The following is a 16,441-nucleotide window of genomic DNA, read 5'->3' as shown; positions in this document are numbered from 1 at the left end:
TTCAAACCGGACCTCGGTCCGTTTCATTCCCCGACAGGTGTGATCTGGGACACGCTCACCGGAACGCCGACTCCCCGGTCAGCGCCTGGCCGATCACGAGCTGGTGCACCTCGGAGGTGCCCTCGTAGGTGAGCACCGACTCCAGGTTGTTGGCGTGCCGCATGAGCGGGTACTCCAGCGTGATCCCCGCGGCGCCGAGGATCGTGCGGCACTCGCGGGCGATCGCGAGCGCCTCCCGGGTGTTGTTGAGCTTGCCGACGCTGATCGCCGGCGCGGGCAGCCGGCCCTCGTCCTTGAGTCGGCCGAGGTGGAGGGCGAGCAGCATCCCCTTGCCGAGCTCGACGGCCATGTCGGCGAGCTTGGCCTGGGTGAGCTGGTAGGACGCCAGCTGCCGGTCGAAGATCTCGCGCTCGCGCGCGTAGGCGATCGTCGTCTCGAGGCAGTCGCGCGCCGCGCCCAGCGCGCCGAAGATGATCCCGAACCGGGCCTCGGTCAGGCAGGACAGCGGGCCGGAGAGCCCGCGCGCCTCGGGCAGCATCGCCGACGCGGGCAGTCGTACGCCGTCCAGCGCCAGCTCGGCGGTGACCGACGCGCGCAGCGACATCTTGTGCCGGATCTCGGTGGCGGTGAAGCCGGGGGTGCCGGTGGGCACCACGAAGCCGCGCACCCCCTCGTCGGTGCGCGCCCAGATGACGGCGACGTCGGCGACCGAGCCGTTGGTGATCCACATCTTGTTGCCGGTGAGCACCCAGTCGCCCTGCCCGTCGGGGGCCGCGTCACGGACGGCGCGGGTGCGCATGCCGCCGGGGTTGGACCCGAAGTCCGGCTCGGTGAGACCGAAGCAGCCGATCGCCTCCCCGGTCGCCATCCGGGGCAGCCACTCCTCCTTCTGCTCCGGGGAGCCGTGCTTCCAGATCGCGTACATCGCCAGCGACCCCTGCACCGACACGATCGAGCGCAGCCCGGAGTCGCCGGCCTCCATCTCCAGGCAGGCGAGCCCGTACGCCGTGGCGCTGGTGCCCGCGCAGCCGTACCCCTCGAGGTGCATGCCGAGCAGCCCGAGCTTCCCGAACTCCAGGGCGAGGTCACGCACCGGCACCTCCCCGCGCTCGTACCAGCCCGCGATCTCCGGTCGCAGCCGGTCGTCCACGAACGCGCGCACGGTGTCGCGCATGGCGCGGTCCTCCTCGGAGACCAGGGAGTCGGTGTCGAGCAGGGCGAGGGGGGAGAGCGGTCCGGTCATGCCCCCATCATGGCCCGCCCCGGACGCACGAGAGCCGCGGTCCCCGTCGGGGATCGCGGCTCCGGGTGCCGTCTGCGTCAGGCGCTGTGGGTCAGGCGGCGTGGGAGTGCGCCGGGGTCTCGGACGGGGCGTCGGGCGCCGCCACCCAGCGAGCCTCCAGGTGCGCCCACCCACGCTCGTCGACGACCCTCACCCACGTCTGGACGAGACCGCCAGTCATCTGCGTGTTCATGTCAGGACACCTTTCGTTCACCTTCTGTTCACCAAGCGTACCTCACCTCCACCAGGAGGGGTGGAATTCCGCCAAGAACGGCCTCGACGCTCCATTCCGGGGTCCGCTGAAGGCGTCAGGAGCGGCGTCCGCTCCCCTGTGACGGGAGGTGGTCCCACTGCCCGCCGGGCGTCACGCGGCCGTCTCCGGGGATTGCCGACTTCCTGCCCGATTTCGGGCAGGAAGTTGCCGCTGGGGATGGCGCGGGTGCAGCATCGGCGTCGTGCCTGCCCCTCCGGATGCCGCGCTCGTCGCCCGCATCGCCGCCAGCACCGGGCTGTCGCCCGCGGAGGCGGCCCGGGTCGTCGAGGACGTCGTCGCCTTCCACGCCGAGCCGGTGGAGGACTACGTGCGGCGCAGGCACGCGCAGATGAAGACCTACGGGGCGAGGAACGACGAGATCTTCGCCCGTATCGCCGAGGAGCTGGCCGGCCGCGTGGTCGCCGCCCCCGGTCTCAGCGAGCGGCAGCTGCGCCGCATCGTCTATGGCTGATCTCGACCCGGTCGCTGCGCGACCTGCTCGATCAACGAACACGCGAGAACGAACCACGAGGGAGACAAGAGATGTGCGGAATCGTCGGGTACGTCGGCGGCCAGCAGGCCGCGCCGCTGCTGCTGGAGGGCCTGACCAGGCTCGAGCACCGCGGCTACGACTCGGCCGGGGTGGCGGTGCTGGGCACCTCCGGGGTCCGGGTGGCCAAGAAGGCCGGCCGGGTCCGTGACCTGAGCGATGAGCTGCCGAAGCGGTTCGCCGGCAAGGTCGGCATCGGGCACACCCGCTGGGCCACCCACGGCCCGGCGACCGACGTCAACGCGCACCCGCACACCGACACCAAGGGCGACGTGGCGGTGGTCCACAACGGGATCATCGACAACGCCGCCGCGCTGCGCCAGCAGCTGGCCGACGACGGCGTCGACCTCGTCTCCGACACCGACACCGAGGTGCTCGCCCACCTGGTGGCGCGCTCGGACGCGGACACGCTCGAGGGCAAGGTGCGCGACGCGCTCGCGCTCGTCGACGGGACCTACGGGATCGCGGTCATGCACGCGGACTTCCCGGACCGGCTGGTCGTCGCCCGCAACGGCAGCCCGCTGATCATCGGCGTGGGCGAGAAGGAGATGCACGTCGCCTCCGACCTCGCCGCCCTGGTGCGCTACACGACCACCGTCGCCCACCTCGACGACGGCGAGCTGGCCACCCTGACCGCGACCGGCTTCACGACGTACCGCCAGGACCCCGGCTCCAGTGGGCTCAGCACCACCGGCAAGGCCGCCACGACCGTCGACATCGACCCCGCGGCGTACGACGCGGGCGAGTACGACTCGTTCATGTACAAGGAGATGCTCGAGCAGCCGGCCGCGGCCGAGCGGGTGCTGCGCGGCCGCCTCGACGAGCGGTTCGGCACCGCCCACCTCGGCGGGCTGAACATGGATCCACGTGAAACCAGGGCGATCCGCCGCGTGAAGATCCTCGGCTGCGGATCGGCGTACTACGTCGGCCAGATGGGCGCGGCCCTGCTCGAGGAGCTGGCCCGGATCCCGGCGGACGCCGAGGCGGCCAGCGAGTTCCGGTACCGCAACCCGGTCATCGAGCCGGACACGCTCTACGTCGCGGTCAGCCAGTCCGGCGAGACCATCGACACCCTGCTCGCGGTCCAGGAGGTCCGGCGCAAGGGCGGCCGGGTGGTCGGCCTGGTCAACGTCGTGGGCAGCGCGATCGCGCGCGAGTGCGACGGCGGAATCTACCTGCACGCCGGCCCCGAGGTGGCGGTCGCCTCGACCAAGGCGCTGACCAACATGTTCCTCGGCTTCGCGCTGCTCGCCCTCCAGCTCGGCCGGGTGCGCGACCTGTCCATCGCCGACGGCAAGCGGCTGATCGAGGGCCTGTCCCGGATCCCCGGCCAGATCGCGCAGATCCTGGAGCGGGAGGACGAGCTGGCCGAGGTCGCCACCCGGCTCGCGGAGTCGGAGAGCCTGTTCTTCATCGGCCGGGTCCGCGGCTTCCCCGCCGCCCGCGAGGGCGCGCAGAAGTTCAAGGAGATCTCCTACCGGCACGCCGAGGCCTACCAGACCTCCGAGCTCAAGCACGGCCCGCTGGCGCTGATCTCCGAGGCGGTGCCGACCGTCGCGGTCGTGCCGGACGACGAGCTGACCAGCCGCAACGTCGGGGCGCTGCACGAGATCGCGGCCCGGCGCGGTCCCCTGGTCGTGGTCACCCACGAGGGGGTCGACCTCGGCGAGGTCGCGGCGGTGCGGATCGACGTACCCCGCAACGAGCGCGAGCTGGACCCGATCCTGCTCACCGTGCCGCTGCAGATGCTGGCCTACCACGCCGCGCTGCACCTCGGTCACGACATCGACAAGCCGCGGAACCTGGCGAAGTCGGTCACCGTCGAGTAGTCACGGGTACGCCGTACGACGGGCCCCGAGCGCGGCGCATACGGCGCGCTCGGGGCCGGCGTGACGCAGGACTCCGCGTCCGCGAATCGGACGCGGGGGTGGGGACCCACTACCGTCGTACTCCATGAGTACCGAAGAGAACGAGCCCATCCGCGAGGAGACCCCGACCTTCGCTGAGCTCGGGCTCGACGACGCGGTCCTCAAGGCCCTGCGCGACGTGGGCTACGAGACCCCGTCGGCGATCCAGGCGGCCACCATCCCGCCCCTGCTCGAGGGCCGCGACGTCGTGGGCCTGGCCCAGACCGGCACCGGCAAGACCGCCGCCTTCGCGCTGCCGATCCTCTCGCGCCTCGACCTGCGGCAGAAGACGCCCCAGGCGCTGGTGCTCGCCCCGACCCGTGAGCTGGCGCTCCAGGTCTGCGAGGCCTTCGAGAAGTACGCCGCCCGCCTCAAGGGCGTGCACGTGCTGCCCGTCTACGGCGGTCAGGGGTACGGCGTGCAGCTGTCCGCCCTGCGCCGCGGCGTGCACATCGTCGTGGGCACCCCCGGCCGGATCATGGACCACCTGGAGAAGGGCACGCTGGACCTGTCCGAGCTGCGCTTCCTGGTGCTCGACGAGGCCGACGAGATGCTCAACATGGGCTTCGCCGAGGACGTCGAGACGATCCTCGCCGACACCCCCGCGGAGAAGAACGTCGCGCTGTTCTCGGCCACCATGCCGAGCCAGATCCGCCGGATCTCCAAGAAGTACCTCAACGACCCGGTCGAGATCACGGTCAAGAACAAGACCGCCACCGCGGCCAACATCACCCAGCGCTACCTGACGGTGTCCTACCCCCAGAAGGTCGACGCCCTCACGCGCATCCTCGAGGTCGAGAACTTCGAGGGGATGATCGTCTTCGTCCGCACCAAGAACGAGACCGAGACCCTCGCCGAGAAGCTGCGGGCCCGCGGGCTCTCGGCCGCCGCGATCAACGGCGACGTCGTCCAGGCCCAGCGCGAGCGCACCGTCAACCAGCTCAAGTCGGGCAAGCTCGACATCCTGGTCGCCACCGACGTCGCCGCCCGCGGCCTCGACGTCGAGCGGATCAGCCACGTCGTCAACTACGACATCCCCACCGACACCGAGTCCTACGTGCACCGGATCGGCCGCACCGGCCGCGCCGGGCGCAAGGGTGACGCGATCTCGTTCGTGACGCCGCGCGAGCGCTACCTGCTCAAGGCGATCGAGAAGGCCACCCGTCAGCCGCTCACGCAGATGCAGCTGCCGTCGGTGGAGGACGTCAACGTCACCCGGCTCGCGCGCTTCGACGACCAGATCACCGAGGCGCTGGCCAGCACCGACCGGATCGAGAAGTTCCGCGACATCGTGGCCCACTACGTCCGGGAGCACGACGTGCCCGAGGTCGACGTGGCCGCGGCGCTCGCGGTGGTGGCGCAGGGCGAGACCCCGCTGCTGCTCGACCCGGCGCACGAGGTCCGGATCGCCCGCGACCAGCGCCCGCAGCGTGACGGCGCCGGCCGCGGCGACCGTCCCGAGCGCGGCGAGCGCCGCCCGCGCGGCCGCACCGACGTCCCGATGGCGACCTACCGGATCGCGGTCGGCAAGCGCCACAAGGTCGAGCCGCGCCAGATCGTCGGCGCGATCGCCAACGAGGGCGGACTCTCCCGCAGCGACTTCGGGCACATCCAGATCCGTCCCGACTTCTCGCTGGTCGAGCTGCCGGCCGAGCTGCCCGGCACCGCGTGGGACGCGCTGCAGACCACCCGCATCTCCGGCAAGCTCATCGAGCTGCGCCGCGACGAGGGTGCCCCGTCCCGCGGCGCGCAGGGTCCGGAGCGTGGCGGGTACGACCAGAAGCGGAAGCCGCGGGCCAAGAAGCCGAAGTACTAGACCAGGCCGGACGACGCTGGTCAGCACGGGACCTCCGGTGCTTGAGTGAGGCAGGCCACATCGGGGTGGCCGCTCGGCACTCTCGGAGGTCCTCGTGCGCGTCCACCCGCGTCTGCTCGCCCTTGCCGTCCTCGCCCTCTCCGTCCTGGGCTGCGTCACCGCGCTGCCCGCCCCGGCGGCACCCGCCGCGGCGGCGGCCCCGTCGTACGTCGCCCTCGGTGACTCCTACTCCTCGGGCGTCGGGACCCGCAGCTACCTCGACGACGGGACCAGCTGCCAGCGCTCGACGTACGCCTACCCGAGCCTGATCGCGGCGGCGCGCGGCTACGCGCTGAACTTCCGCGCCTGCTCCGGCGCCAAGATCCCCGACGTCACCAACACCCAGCTCGGCGCGCTCACGTCCACCACCAGCTACGTGACGATCTCGATCGGCGGCAACGACGCCGGGTTCGCCGACGTGCTCACCGAGTGCGCGCAGCCCGGCTGGATGAGCAGCTGCAACGGTGCCATCGACGGTGCGCAGTCCTACATCAACAACAAGCTGCCGTCGGCACTGTCGACGCTGTACGCCGCGATCCGCGGCCGGGCGAGCGCCGCCAAGGTGGTCGTGGTGGGCTACCCGCGGATCTTCAACGGGGAGGACTGCAACGCCGGCACCTGGTTCTCGCCGGCCGAGGAGACCCGGCTGAACGCCACCGCCGACCTGCTCAACAGCAAGCTCGCGAGTGCCGCCTCGGCGCATGCCTTCGCCTTCGCCAACCCGACCAGCCGGTTCGTCGGGCACGCGGTCTGCGACGACGTCGAGTGGCTCAACGGGCTGTCGTACCCGGTCAGCGAGAGCTACCACCCCAACCGCGCCGGCCACTCGTCCGGCTACACCCCGCAGGTCAGCCCGCTGCTCACCGGCGCCACCGTGACGGTCAGCGCGGCCACGCTCCGGGCCGCGGCCGCCTCCGGGGGCGCGCTCGCCGCCCGGCAGCGGGCGTACGCCGCCCAGGACGCGGCGATCGTGCCGGAGTCCTTCACGGCCCCCGACCTGACCGGCCGCGAGGCGCGCGTGGCGGCGCGCCGGGCCGGTGTCGACCTCGACCACTGGCTCGCACGCCACTGAGGGCTGGTAGAACCGGGGCCATGGGGGCTCACCGGACCAACGCCTGGACCACCACCGCCGGTCTCGCCACGACCGCGCTCGTCGGCGTGCTGCTGGCCGGGTGCGACTCGGTGTCGAAGGTGACCGGCCCGGACCCCGACGAGGCGGCCGACTCACTGGCCGGCGCCCTGTCCTCGGGGACCTTCACCGACGTGGCATTCACCCAGCAGACGCCGGGCGAGGTCACGAAGGACTACACCGCGACGGTCGAGGGGATGGGCGGCACCGAGCCCGCCGTGACGGCCGGCGCGGTCGAGGAGTCCGGCGACTCCGCCACCGCCACGCTCACCTGGACCTGGCCGGTCGGTGGCCGGGAGTGGACCTACGACACCGAGGCCCGGATGACCGAGGTCGACGACGAGTGGCAGGTCGCCTGGGACCGCGCGCTCGTCGAGCCCAGCCTCACCGACGGCTTCACCCTGGACCTGACGCCGATCGCGGCCGGGCGCGGCCAGATCCTCGGTGCGCGGGGCAGCAAGCTGGTCACCGAGCGGCCCGTGGTCCGCTTCGGCATCGACCGCTCGCGGGTGCCGGCGAAGCGCGCCGGCGCCTCCGCGCGCCGCCTCGCCGCGCTGGTCGACATCGACGCCTCGGCGTACGCCAAGCGGGTCGAGGCCGCCGGCGACAAGGCGTTCGTGGAGGCCATCGTCTACCGCGCCGACGCGGTGCCGGAGTCGGTGGGGGACAACTACGAGGGCATCCCGGGCGTGCTCGCCCTCGGCGACGACCTGCCGCTGGCGCGGACCAAGGAGTTCGCCGCGCCGATCCTGGGCACCGTCGGCGAGGTGACCGCGGAGATGGTCAAGGACCACCCGGAGGTCTACCAGCCCGGTGACGAGGCAGGCCTCTCCGGGCTGCAGGCGAGGTACGACGACCGGCTGCGGGGCACGCCGGGGGCCGTGGTCGACGCGGTCGGGTCGGACGGCAAGGATCGCGAGCTGTTCCGGGTCGGGCCCACGCGGGGCAAGCCGCTGCAGCTGACCCTCGACGAGGAGCTCGAGCTCACGGCCGAACGGCTGCTCGCCGACGTCGGGCCGGCGAGCGCCCTGGTCGCGATCCGTCCCTCGACCGGGAACATCCTGGCCGCCGCGAACGGGCCCGGGAACAACGGCTACAACATGGCGACCTACGGGCAGCTGGCGCCCGGCTCGACGTTCAAGAGCGTCAGCACGCTCGCGCTGCTGCGGGCCGGCCTGACGCCGGACACGGTCGTGCCGTGCACGGCGACGATCACGGTCGACGGCAAGTCGTTCAAGAACTACTCCGACTACCCGGCCGGCGGCATCGGCCGGATCCCGCTGCGGACCGCGCTCGCCAACTCGTGCAACACCGCCTTCATCTCCCAGGCCGGGAAGCTCGGCAACCAGGACCTGGGTGACTCGGCCGCCTCGCTCGGCCTCGGGGTCGACCACGACCTCGGCTTCCCGGCGTACTTCGGGAGCGTCGAGCCGGCCGCGTCGGACACCGAGGCCGCGGCGGACATGATCGGCCAGGGCAAGGTGCTGGCCTCGCCGATGGTGATGGCGACCGTGATCGCCTCGGTGCAGTCCGGCTCGCTGGTCGTGCCGCGCCTGGTCACCTCGGTCGACGTCTCCGCGCCCGACGGGGTCACCCCGGTCTCGGAGCAGGAGGCCGGGTCGCTGCGCTCGATGCTGCGCGGCGTGGTGACCTCCGGCAGCGGCAGCCAGCTGCTCGACGTACCCGGCCCGCCGGTGATCGCGAAGACCGGTACGGCGGAGTTCGAGACCGACGGGAAGGTGCTCACCCACGCCTGGATGATCGCCGCCCAGGGTGACCTCGCCGTCGCCGTCTTCGTCGACAGGGGCGAGTCCGGCTCCGGCACCGCCGGCCCGATCCTCGAGGCGTTCCTGCGGGCCGCGCGTTCGTGAGGGGGCACTTTCCCCGGCTGACCGGGGAAAGTGCCGCGCCTACCGCTCCCGCGGGGGGATCCGGGCGGCGACGTCGTCGGGCATCGGCTCGTAGTGCGCGAAGGACCGGGTGAAGGTGCCCGAGCCGTGGCTGGCCGAGCGCAGGTCGACGGTGTAGCGGACCAGCTCGGTCTGCGGCACCTCCGCCACGATGCTGGTCCGGTCCTCGCCGACCTTGTCGGTGCCGAGCATCCGGGCGCGGCGGGCGGAGAGGTCGCTCATCACCCCGCCCACCAGGTCGTCGGGGACGATGACGGTGACCGTGTCGAAGGGCTCCAGCATCGTGATCGTCGTCGACGCCGCGGCCTCGCGGAGCGCGAGCGCCCCGGCGGTCTGGAAGGCCATGTCGGAGGAGTCGACGCTGTGCGCCTTGCCGTCGGTGAGCGTCACCCGCAGGTCGACGACCGGGTGGCCGTTGCGGACCCCGCGCTCCATCTGGGCGCGCAGCCCCTTCTCGACGCTGGGGATGAACTGGCGGGGCACGGCGCCGCCGACGACCTTGTCGACGAACTCGAAACCGGCCCCCTCGGGCAGCGGCTCCACCTCGATGTCGCACACCGCGAACTGGCCGTGCCCGCCGGACTGCTTCACGTGCCGGCCGTGGCCCTTGGCCGGCCCGGCGAACGTCTCGCGCATCGACACCGTGAACGGCACCTGGTCGACGTTGACGCCGTACCGGGAGGTGAGCCGCTCGAGCAGCACCTCGGCGTGCGTCTCGCCCATGCACCACAGCACGAGCTGGTGGGTCTCGGCGTTGTTCTCGATCCGCAGCGAGGGGTCCTCGGCACCGAGCCGGCCCAGTGCCTGGGAGAGCTTGTCCTCGTCGGCCTTGCTGTGCGCGACGATCGCGATCGGCAGCAGCGGCTCGGGCATCGACCACGGCCGCAGCACCCGGGGGTCCTCGACCGACGAGAGTGTGTCGCCGGTCTCGGCGCGGGTCAGCCGCCCGACCGCGCCGATGTCGCCGGCCACGATCCGGGAGGCGGGCACCTGGACGCGGCCGAAGGGGTACGCCAGCGCGCCGAGCCGCTCGTCCTCGTCGTGGTCGTCGTGGCCGGAGGTCTCACCGAAGAACGACGTGAAGTGGCCCGAGACGTGCACCGGCTGGTCCGGCAGCAGCGACCCCGAGAAGACGCGCACCAGGCTCAGCCGCCCGACGTACGGGTCGCTGGTGGTCCGCACGATCTCGGCCACCAGCGGCCCGTCCGGGTCGCAGGAGATGGACGGGGTCGCCTTGCCGGACGGGGCGAACACGTCGGGCGCCGGGTGCTCGGAGGGCGACGGGAAGCCGCGGGTGGCGAGGTCGAGCAGCTCGCGGCAGCCGACGCCGGTCGTCGAGCAGACCGGCACCACCGGGAAGAACGTCGCGCGGGCCACCGCCCGCTCGAGGTCGGCGGTGAGCACGTCCTCGGCGATCTCCTCCCCGCCGACGTAGCGGTCCATCAGCGTCTCGTCCTCGGACTCCTCGATGACCGCCTCGATCAGCTCGCCGCGCAGGTCCTCCGGCGCCTCCCCACCCGGGGCAAGCAGCCCGGTCAGCGCGGTCACCTCGTCGCCGGAGCGCTGGGGCACGTAGAGCGGCAGCACCTTGTCGCCGAAGGCCTCCTGGGCATGGCGGAGCAGCCCGTCGTAGTCGGCACGGGCCTGGTCGAGCTTCGTGATCACCACCGCGCGCGGCATGCCGACGTCCGCGCACTCGCGCCACAGCGTCAGGGTCGCGTCGTCCACCCCCTCGTTGGCGGCCACCACGAACAGGGCGCAGTCGGCGGCTCGCAGGCCGGCCCGCAGCTCGCCCACGAAGTCGGCGTACCCGGGGGTGTCGACGAGGTTGACCTTGGTGCCGTCGTGGACGAGCGGCGCGACCGCGAGGGAGATGGAGCGGTTGTGCGCCTGCTCGGACTCCTCGAAGTCACAGACGGTGCTTCCCTCCCGCACCGACCCGGCACGGGTGAGGGCACCCGAGGCGGCGAGCAGCGTCTCGACCAGGGTGGTCTTGCCGGAGCCCGACGGCCCCACCAGCACCACGTTGCGGACCCGGTCCGGGCTGCTCGCCTCCAGATCCTGGCCCGATGCTCTGCGCGAGCTCCCCTTGTCCGCCATGTCGTCACCTCGTTCTCGGGCCGTCCGGCCGCCAGGCATGTCTGACTCCGAGGCAACTCCTGTCGGGGCCCGGGCGCAAGGGTCCAGCGGGCGGAGTCTCGACCTGCTCACGCCGGCGCGCGGGGGCCAGGCCCCCGCGCACCGGGTCCGGCTCTGCCGACGACAGGGGACGAAGCGGCGGCGGAGCAGGGGAGAACCCCTCACTGCATGGGGTCAGCAAGGGGTTCGCGTCGACCACAAGGTGCTCCCTCCGGAGTCGACCGTCACAGAATCCCATGACCGCCGGGGGCCTGTCTCTGGTTTGAAGTACGTGCTTGGCTGGGCCCATGAACGGACTCGATCTCCTCGGCCCCGACCAGCGGGGCCTCTTCATCGGCGGCACCTGGCGCGAGGCGGAGGACGGTGCACGCTTCGACGTGATCGACCCGGCCGACGGCTCGGTGATCACCGACGTGGCCGACGCCTCGATCCCCGACGCGGTCGAGGCGCTCGACGCCGCGGTGGCCGCGCAGGCCGACTGGGCGGCCACCCCGCCGCGCGAGCGCGGGGAGATCCTGCGCCGGGCCTTCGAGATGATCATGGAGCGCGCCGACCAGCTCGGCCACCTGATGAGCCTCGAGATGGGCAAGACGGTCAAGGAGGCCAAGGGCGAGGTGGCCTACGGCGCCGAGTTCTTCCGGTGGTACTCCGAGGAGGCGGTCCGGATCCACGGCCGCTGGATGCAGGCCCCCGCCGGCGGCAGCCGGCTGCTGACCATCAAGAAGCCCGTGGGCCCCTGCCTGTTCATCACGCCGTGGAACTTCCCGCTGGCGATGGGCACCCGCAAGATCGGCCCCGCGATCGCCGCCGGCTGCACGATGGTGATCAAGCCGGCCGCCCAGACACCGCTGACGATGCTGGCCCTGGCCGCGGTCCTCGCCGAGGCCGGCCTCCCGGCCGGCGTGCTGAACGTGGTGACCACCAAGCACACCGGCGAGCTCAGCGAGACGCTCCAGGCCGACGACCGGCTCCGCAAGGTCAGCTTCACCGGGTCGACCGGCGTGGGCCGGCTGCTGGTGAAGCAGTCCGCCAACCAGCTCCAGCGGGTCAGCATGGAGCTCGGCGGCAACGCGCCGTTCCTCGTCTTCGACGACGCCGACGTCGACGCCGCGGTGGACGGGGCGATGATCGCGAAGATGCGCAACATGGGCGAGGCCTGCACGGCCGCGAACCGGTTCCTCGTGCACGCCGACGTCGCCGAGGAGTTCGCCGAGAAGCTCGGCAAGCGGATGGGGGCGCTCACCCTCGGCCGCGGCCAGGACGACGGCGTCGACGTCGGCCCGCTCATCGACGAGAAGGCCGTCGAGTCGGTCAGCCAGCTCGTCACCGACGCCGTGCACGACGGCGCCCGGGTGGTCGTCGGCGGCGAGGCGCCGGGCGGCGACGGCTACTTCTACCCGCCGACCGTGCTGCTCGACGTGCCGGCCGACTCCGCGATCAACGTCGAGGAGATCTTCGGCCCGGTCGCCCCGATCACCACCTTCGAGACCGAGGCGGAGGCGGTCCGGCAGGCCAACGCCACCGAGTACGGCCTGTCGTCCTACGTCTTCACCCGCGACCTGTCGCGCACGATCCGGCTCGCGGAGGCGCTCGAGTTCGGCATGGTCGGGGTCAACACCGGCCTGGTCTCCAACCCGGCGGCGCCGTTCGGCGGGGTGAAGGCGAGCGGGTTCGGCCGCGAGGGCGGCTTCGAGGGCATCGAGGAGTACCTCGAGACCACCTACGTCGCGCTGCCGGTGACCTGACGCCGGACCGACCACCGGGCTGCGGCAGGATCGACGACCATGGAGCTGCACACCGACGTCGTCACCCAGTACGCCGACTTCGCGGCCTACGCGCGGGGGTACTCCCCGTGCCTGGAGGAGTGGTCCCTCGGCGTGGTGGACGACCCCGAGGTGCAGGCCTGGATCGCGGGCCTGCCGGGCATCAAGCAGCAGCCGAACCTGGTCTTCGCCGCGGCCCGGTGGCACGGCGTACCGGCTCCCGGGGCGTACGCCGCGCTGCGGGACGCGCTGCTCGGCGACGACGGCCGGATCCGCGCCACGATCCTCGAGCGCTCGACGCAGACCAACGAGGCCGGGCGCCTGGCCACGCTCACCCCGGCGTTCGCGGCGTTGTCGGCGGGGGAGCCGATGGCGCTGCTGGAGGTCGGCGCGAGCGCGGGGCTGTGCCTCTACCCGGACCGGTACCACTACGAGTGGAGCACCGACGGGGGGACCGTGACCGCCGGCGACGGGCCGACGCTGGCCTGCGCCGTCACCGGACCGGCCCCGCTGCCGGCCGAGCCGCCCACGGTGGCGTGGCGCGGCGGTGTCGACCTCAACCCGCTCGACGTCACCGATGACGACGCGATGCGGTGGCTGACCACGCTGGTCTTCCCCGAGCACGACGAGCGCCGGGCGCTGCTGGAGCAGGCGATCGCGGTGGCGCGCACCGAACCGCCCGAGATCGTCCGCGGCAACCTGCTCGAGGAGCTGCCGGACCTCGTCGACCGGGTGGCCGCGCACGGCCCGGTGGTGGTGTTCCACACCGCCGTCATCGCCTACCTCGAGCCGGACGACCGCGTGCGGTTCCACGAGATGATGACCGGGCTGGTGGCCGAGGGCCGCTGCCACTGGGTGAGCAACGAGGGCAAGCGGGTGCTCCCGGACGTGACGGCGACCGGTCCCGAGGTGCCCGACGAGCTCGCCACCTTCGTGATGGGGATCGACGGGCGTGCGGTCGCCTGGACGCACGGCCACGGCCACGCGATGACCTGGCTGGGCTGACTCCGGTCAGACCGGGAGGCCCAGCGTCGCCGCGAGGCGGGCGCGGGACGGGATCTCGAGCTTGCGGTAGACGTGGGAGAGGTGCCACTCGACGGCCTTGACCGTGACCACGAGCTCCTGGGCGATCTCGCGGTTGGTGAGCCCGTGGGCGGCCAGCCGCGCGACCCGGCGCTCGGAGGCGGTGAGCGCCGCGAGCGCCTCGGCCCGGACCCGGCGGGGAGGCTCGCCGAGCCGCTCGAGCAGCCGACGGACCCGGCCCTGGAGTGGCCAGAGCTCCTCGCCGCCGGCGTACTCCTCGGCGCGGCGCAGCAGGGTGAGGGCCTCCGCCGTGCCCCTAGCGCCCGGAGTCAGCATCAGCAGCCCGGCGAGGTCGGTGTCGATCTGCGCGGCCAGCCGCCCGGCCGGGAGCCCGTCGAGGCTCGCCCGGGCCCGGCGGAGCAGGGACAGCGGGTCGGCGCCGGCATCGGTGGTCGCGACCGTCCGCAGCGCGAGGGCCACGGCGTACGGCGACCCGGCGTGCTGCACCAGGTCGAGCTGCTCGCGCGCCAGCCGCGCCGCCTCGGTGCGCTGGCCGAGCCGCACCGCCGCGAGCGCGGCCCCCAGCCGCCACGGCACCAGGCCGGGGTCGATGTCGTGCCCCTCGAGCAGCCGGCCCGCCAGGGCGAAGTGCCGGGCGGCGCGCTCGGGCTCGCCCAGGGCAGCGGCCAGCTCCCCGTGCGCGTGCTGCGCCAGCGCCCCCGTCGGCCCGGGCAGCACGCGGTGCGGCGCCAGCGCGTCGCCGAGGGCGAGCGCCTCGCCGAGGTCGCCGCGGGCGAGGCGGCAGTCCATGGTCGCGGCGAGGAGCAGCACCGTGCCGGCGTCGGGGAGAGCGGCCGCGTCGCGCAGGCCGTCGAGGGCCACCAGCGCCTCGGTGGTCAGGCCCGCGCGGGCCAGCGCGTACCCGCCGAGCAGGGCCTCGGGGAGGTCGCCGAGGGCGCCCTCGACTGCCTCGGACCCGTGCACGGTGCACAGGTTAGGAAGCGGCGCCCGGTCCCGTGCCCGGATTGGCGCGAATCCGTCGTGGTGGACCAGTCAGGTCACGGCCCAGGAACGCGAGCAGCCGGGCGTCGTACGCCGTCCCGGTCGCGGTCAGCTCGGCGCCGAACCGCACCCCGCGGTCCTCCGCGGACACGACGAGGTGCGCCACCGGCAGGAGGTCGCGGGCCAGCCGGGGCGGGACCGGGGCGCCGCGCCCGGTCGCCTGCGCCACGTCCCAGCCGTGCACGGCCACCTCCAGCGCGGCGGTGGCGACGAGCAGCGGCGCGGCCACCGGGAGGTCACCCACCGTCACCAGGCGGGGCGTGGCCCGGGCCCAGGCCCCGAGCAGGGCGCAGGCCTTGTCCTGCAGGGCCGCGACCGGGCTCGGCGACGGGGCCGGCGGGCGCACCTCGACCCAGCCGGCGGCCGCCTCGGTGAAGGCGTCGAGGGAGTCGGCCATGTGGGCGAGCAGCCCGTCGAGCCGCCACGCGGAGCAGGGGGTGGGCCGGTCGAGGACGTCGTCGTCGACGTCGGCGAGGGCGACCCGGGTGTAGCCCAGCGACCGCTCCAGCAGCTCGACGGCACCGTCGAGCGCGGGAATCACCGGGCGACCGGGGCAGGGTGGTCGGCGGGGAGCCGCTCGGGCAGCCCGAAGGTGGCGAACAGCCGCGGGTCGAAGAACGCGCTGACGTGGCGGACCAGGTCGCCGTCCAGCTCGAGGACCTGCAGCTGGAACGGGTGGAAGTCGCCCTCGGGGGCGCGCATGTAGAGGCCGAACGCGGGCTGGCCGTTGGCGGACGTGGCGAGCATCGGCATGTCGTGGGAGCCGCCCGGGCACTCGTTGCCGATCAGCCAGCCGATCTTCGCCGGCCCGCGGAACCAGCTGGTGAACGGCGGCATCTCCCAGACCGCCTCGGCGGTGAGCATGCTGACGATCGTGTCGACGTCCTTGCGCCAGAACGCCTCGACGTACCGGTCCAGCAGCTGGTGCTGCGCGGGGGTCAGGTCGGGCCGGACCGTCTCCTCGGTGAGCCGGCGGTCGGCGAGCTGGGCGTGGGCGCGCTGGAGCGCGGAGTTCACCGCCGCCGTCGAGGTGTCCAGCGCCTCCGCCACCTCGGCCGCGGACCAGCGGAGCACGTCGCGCAGGATCAGCACCGCGCGCTGCCGGGCCGGCAGGTGCTGGAGGGCCGCGACGAACGCGAGGCGGATGGAGTCGCGCTCGGCGACCACGACGGCGGCGTCCGGGACCGGCTCGAGCCAGGCGATCTCGTGGTCCAGCTCGAGCGCGTCCCCGGCGAGCGCGTCGGGGGTGCCCAGGCCGGCCGGCAGCGGGCGGCGGGGCCGCCCCTCCAGGCTGGTCAGGCAGACGTTGGTCGCGATCCGGTACAGCCAGGTCCGCACCGAGGACCGGCCCTCGAAGTCGGCCGCGGCCTTCCATGCCCGCAGAAAGGTCTCCTGGACGAGGTCCTCGGCCTCGTGGACCGACCCGCTCATCCGGTAGCAGTGCGCGAGCAGCTCGCGCTGGTAGCGCTGCGTCAGCGTCGGGAAGTCATCCAGCTCGGTGCTCGTGCTCATCTGCCTGCTCCCTCGTCGTCCGTCCAGTCTGCCTCGTGGGGCAGACCGGCGTCGAC

At 73.0% G+C, this 16,441-nt stretch carries 13 protein-coding genes; 7 read left to right on the top strand and 6 right to left on the bottom strand.

Features of this window, described 5'->3' with window-relative positions:
• Positions 1-55 precede the first annotated feature (55 nt).
• Positions 56-1,243, bottom strand: a complete 1,188-nt coding sequence (locus ABD268_RS15320; protein WP_344153949.1) for an acyl-CoA dehydrogenase family protein — start codon at positions 1,241-1,243, stop codon at positions 56-58.
• Between the two features lie 91 nt (positions 1,244-1,334).
• Positions 1,335-1,475, bottom strand: coding sequence for a hypothetical protein (locus ABD268_RS15315; protein WP_344153947.1), 141 nt, complete (start codon positions 1,473-1,475; stop codon positions 1,335-1,337).
• Between the two features lie 262 nt (positions 1,476-1,737).
• Here ABD268_RS15315 and ABD268_RS15310 point away from each other — a divergent pair, with 262 nt between their 5' ends.
• The 5 genes from ABD268_RS15310 (at position 1,738) to ABD268_RS15290 (ending at position 8,847) form a co-directional block, all read left to right on the top strand.
• Complete coding sequence (locus tag ABD268_RS15310; protein WP_425573737.1) at positions 1,738-2,007, top strand: hypothetical protein; 270 nt, start codon at positions 1,738-1,740, stop codon at positions 2,005-2,007.
• A gap of 71 nt (positions 2,008-2,078) precedes the next feature.
• Positions 2,079-3,914: a glutamine--fructose-6-phosphate transaminase (isomerizing) gene (gene glmS, locus ABD268_RS15305; RefSeq protein WP_344153944.1), complete on the top strand. Its 1,836-nt coding sequence runs from the start codon at positions 2,079-2,081 to the stop codon at positions 3,912-3,914.
• Positions 3,915-4,038: 124 nt separating this feature from the next.
• Entirely contained in the window at positions 4,039-5,808 is a 1,770-nt protein-coding gene (locus ABD268_RS15300; RefSeq protein WP_344153941.1) for a DEAD/DEAH box helicase, read from the top strand.
• Positions 5,809-5,902: 94 nt separating this feature from the next.
• Entirely contained in the window at positions 5,903-6,919 is a 1,017-nt protein-coding gene (locus ABD268_RS15295) for an SGNH/GDSL hydrolase family protein (RefSeq protein WP_344153938.1), read from the top strand.
• 20 nt (positions 6,920-6,939) lie between these two features.
• Entirely contained in the window at positions 6,940-8,847 is a 1,908-nt protein-coding gene (locus ABD268_RS15290) for a penicillin-binding transpeptidase domain-containing protein (protein ID WP_344153935.1), read from the top strand.
• Positions 8,848-8,886: 39 nt separating this feature from the next.
• Here ABD268_RS15290 and ABD268_RS15285 read toward each other — a convergent pair whose 3' ends face one another.
• Positions 8,887-10,986 carry an elongation factor G-like protein EF-G2 gene (locus ABD268_RS15285; protein ID WP_344153932.1) on the bottom strand — a complete coding sequence of 700 codons (2,100 nt, stop codon included), beginning with the start codon at positions 10,984-10,986 and terminating at the stop codon, positions 8,887-8,889.
• Positions 10,987-11,312: 326 nt separating this feature from the next.
• On the opposite strand from ABD268_RS15285, the gene ABD268_RS15280 reads away from it, so the two are divergent.
• Together ABD268_RS15280 and ABD268_RS15275 are read left to right on the top strand one after the other, a co-directional pair.
• Positions 11,313-12,770 (top strand): NAD-dependent succinate-semialdehyde dehydrogenase, encoded by a 1,458-nt coding sequence (locus ABD268_RS15280; RefSeq protein ID WP_344153929.1) that lies wholly within the window; start codon positions 11,313-11,315, stop codon positions 12,768-12,770.
• Positions 12,771-12,809: 39 nt separating this feature from the next.
• Positions 12,810-13,793, top strand: a complete 984-nt coding sequence (locus ABD268_RS15275; protein WP_344153926.1) for a DUF2332 domain-containing protein — start codon at positions 12,810-12,812, stop codon at positions 13,791-13,793.
• Positions 13,794-13,799: 6 nt separating this feature from the next.
• Here ABD268_RS15275 and ABD268_RS15270 read toward each other — a convergent pair whose 3' ends face one another.
• From ABD268_RS15270 to ABD268_RS15260, 3 genes are read right to left on the bottom strand one after another with little or no spacing between them, the layout of a single operon-like run.
• Positions 13,800-14,795: a LuxR C-terminal-related transcriptional regulator gene (locus tag ABD268_RS15270; protein ID WP_344153923.1), complete on the bottom strand. Its 996-nt coding sequence runs from the start codon at positions 14,793-14,795 to the stop codon at positions 13,800-13,802.
• A gap of 10 nt (positions 14,796-14,805) precedes the next feature.
• The gene (locus ABD268_RS15265; RefSeq protein WP_344153920.1) at positions 14,806-15,414 is read right to left on the bottom strand and encodes a TIGR03086 family metal-binding protein; all 609 of its coding nucleotides are present in this window, start codon (positions 15,412-15,414) and stop codon (positions 14,806-14,808) included.
• Complete coding sequence (locus ABD268_RS15260; protein WP_344153918.1) at positions 15,411-16,385, bottom strand: sigma-70 family RNA polymerase sigma factor; 975 nt, start codon at positions 16,383-16,385, stop codon at positions 15,411-15,413. The genes ABD268_RS15265 and ABD268_RS15260 overlap by 4 nt, the downstream gene beginning before the upstream one ends.
• Between the last annotated feature and the right edge of the window lie 56 nt (positions 16,386-16,441).

The organism is Nocardioides koreensis (genome assembly GCF_039531775.1).
Lineage (GTDB): Bacteria > Actinomycetota > Actinomycetes > Propionibacteriales > Nocardioidaceae > Nocardioides > Nocardioides koreensis.
Note: the sequence above shows the minus strand (reverse complement) of the source record. Positions and strands in the feature narration are given on the sequence as shown.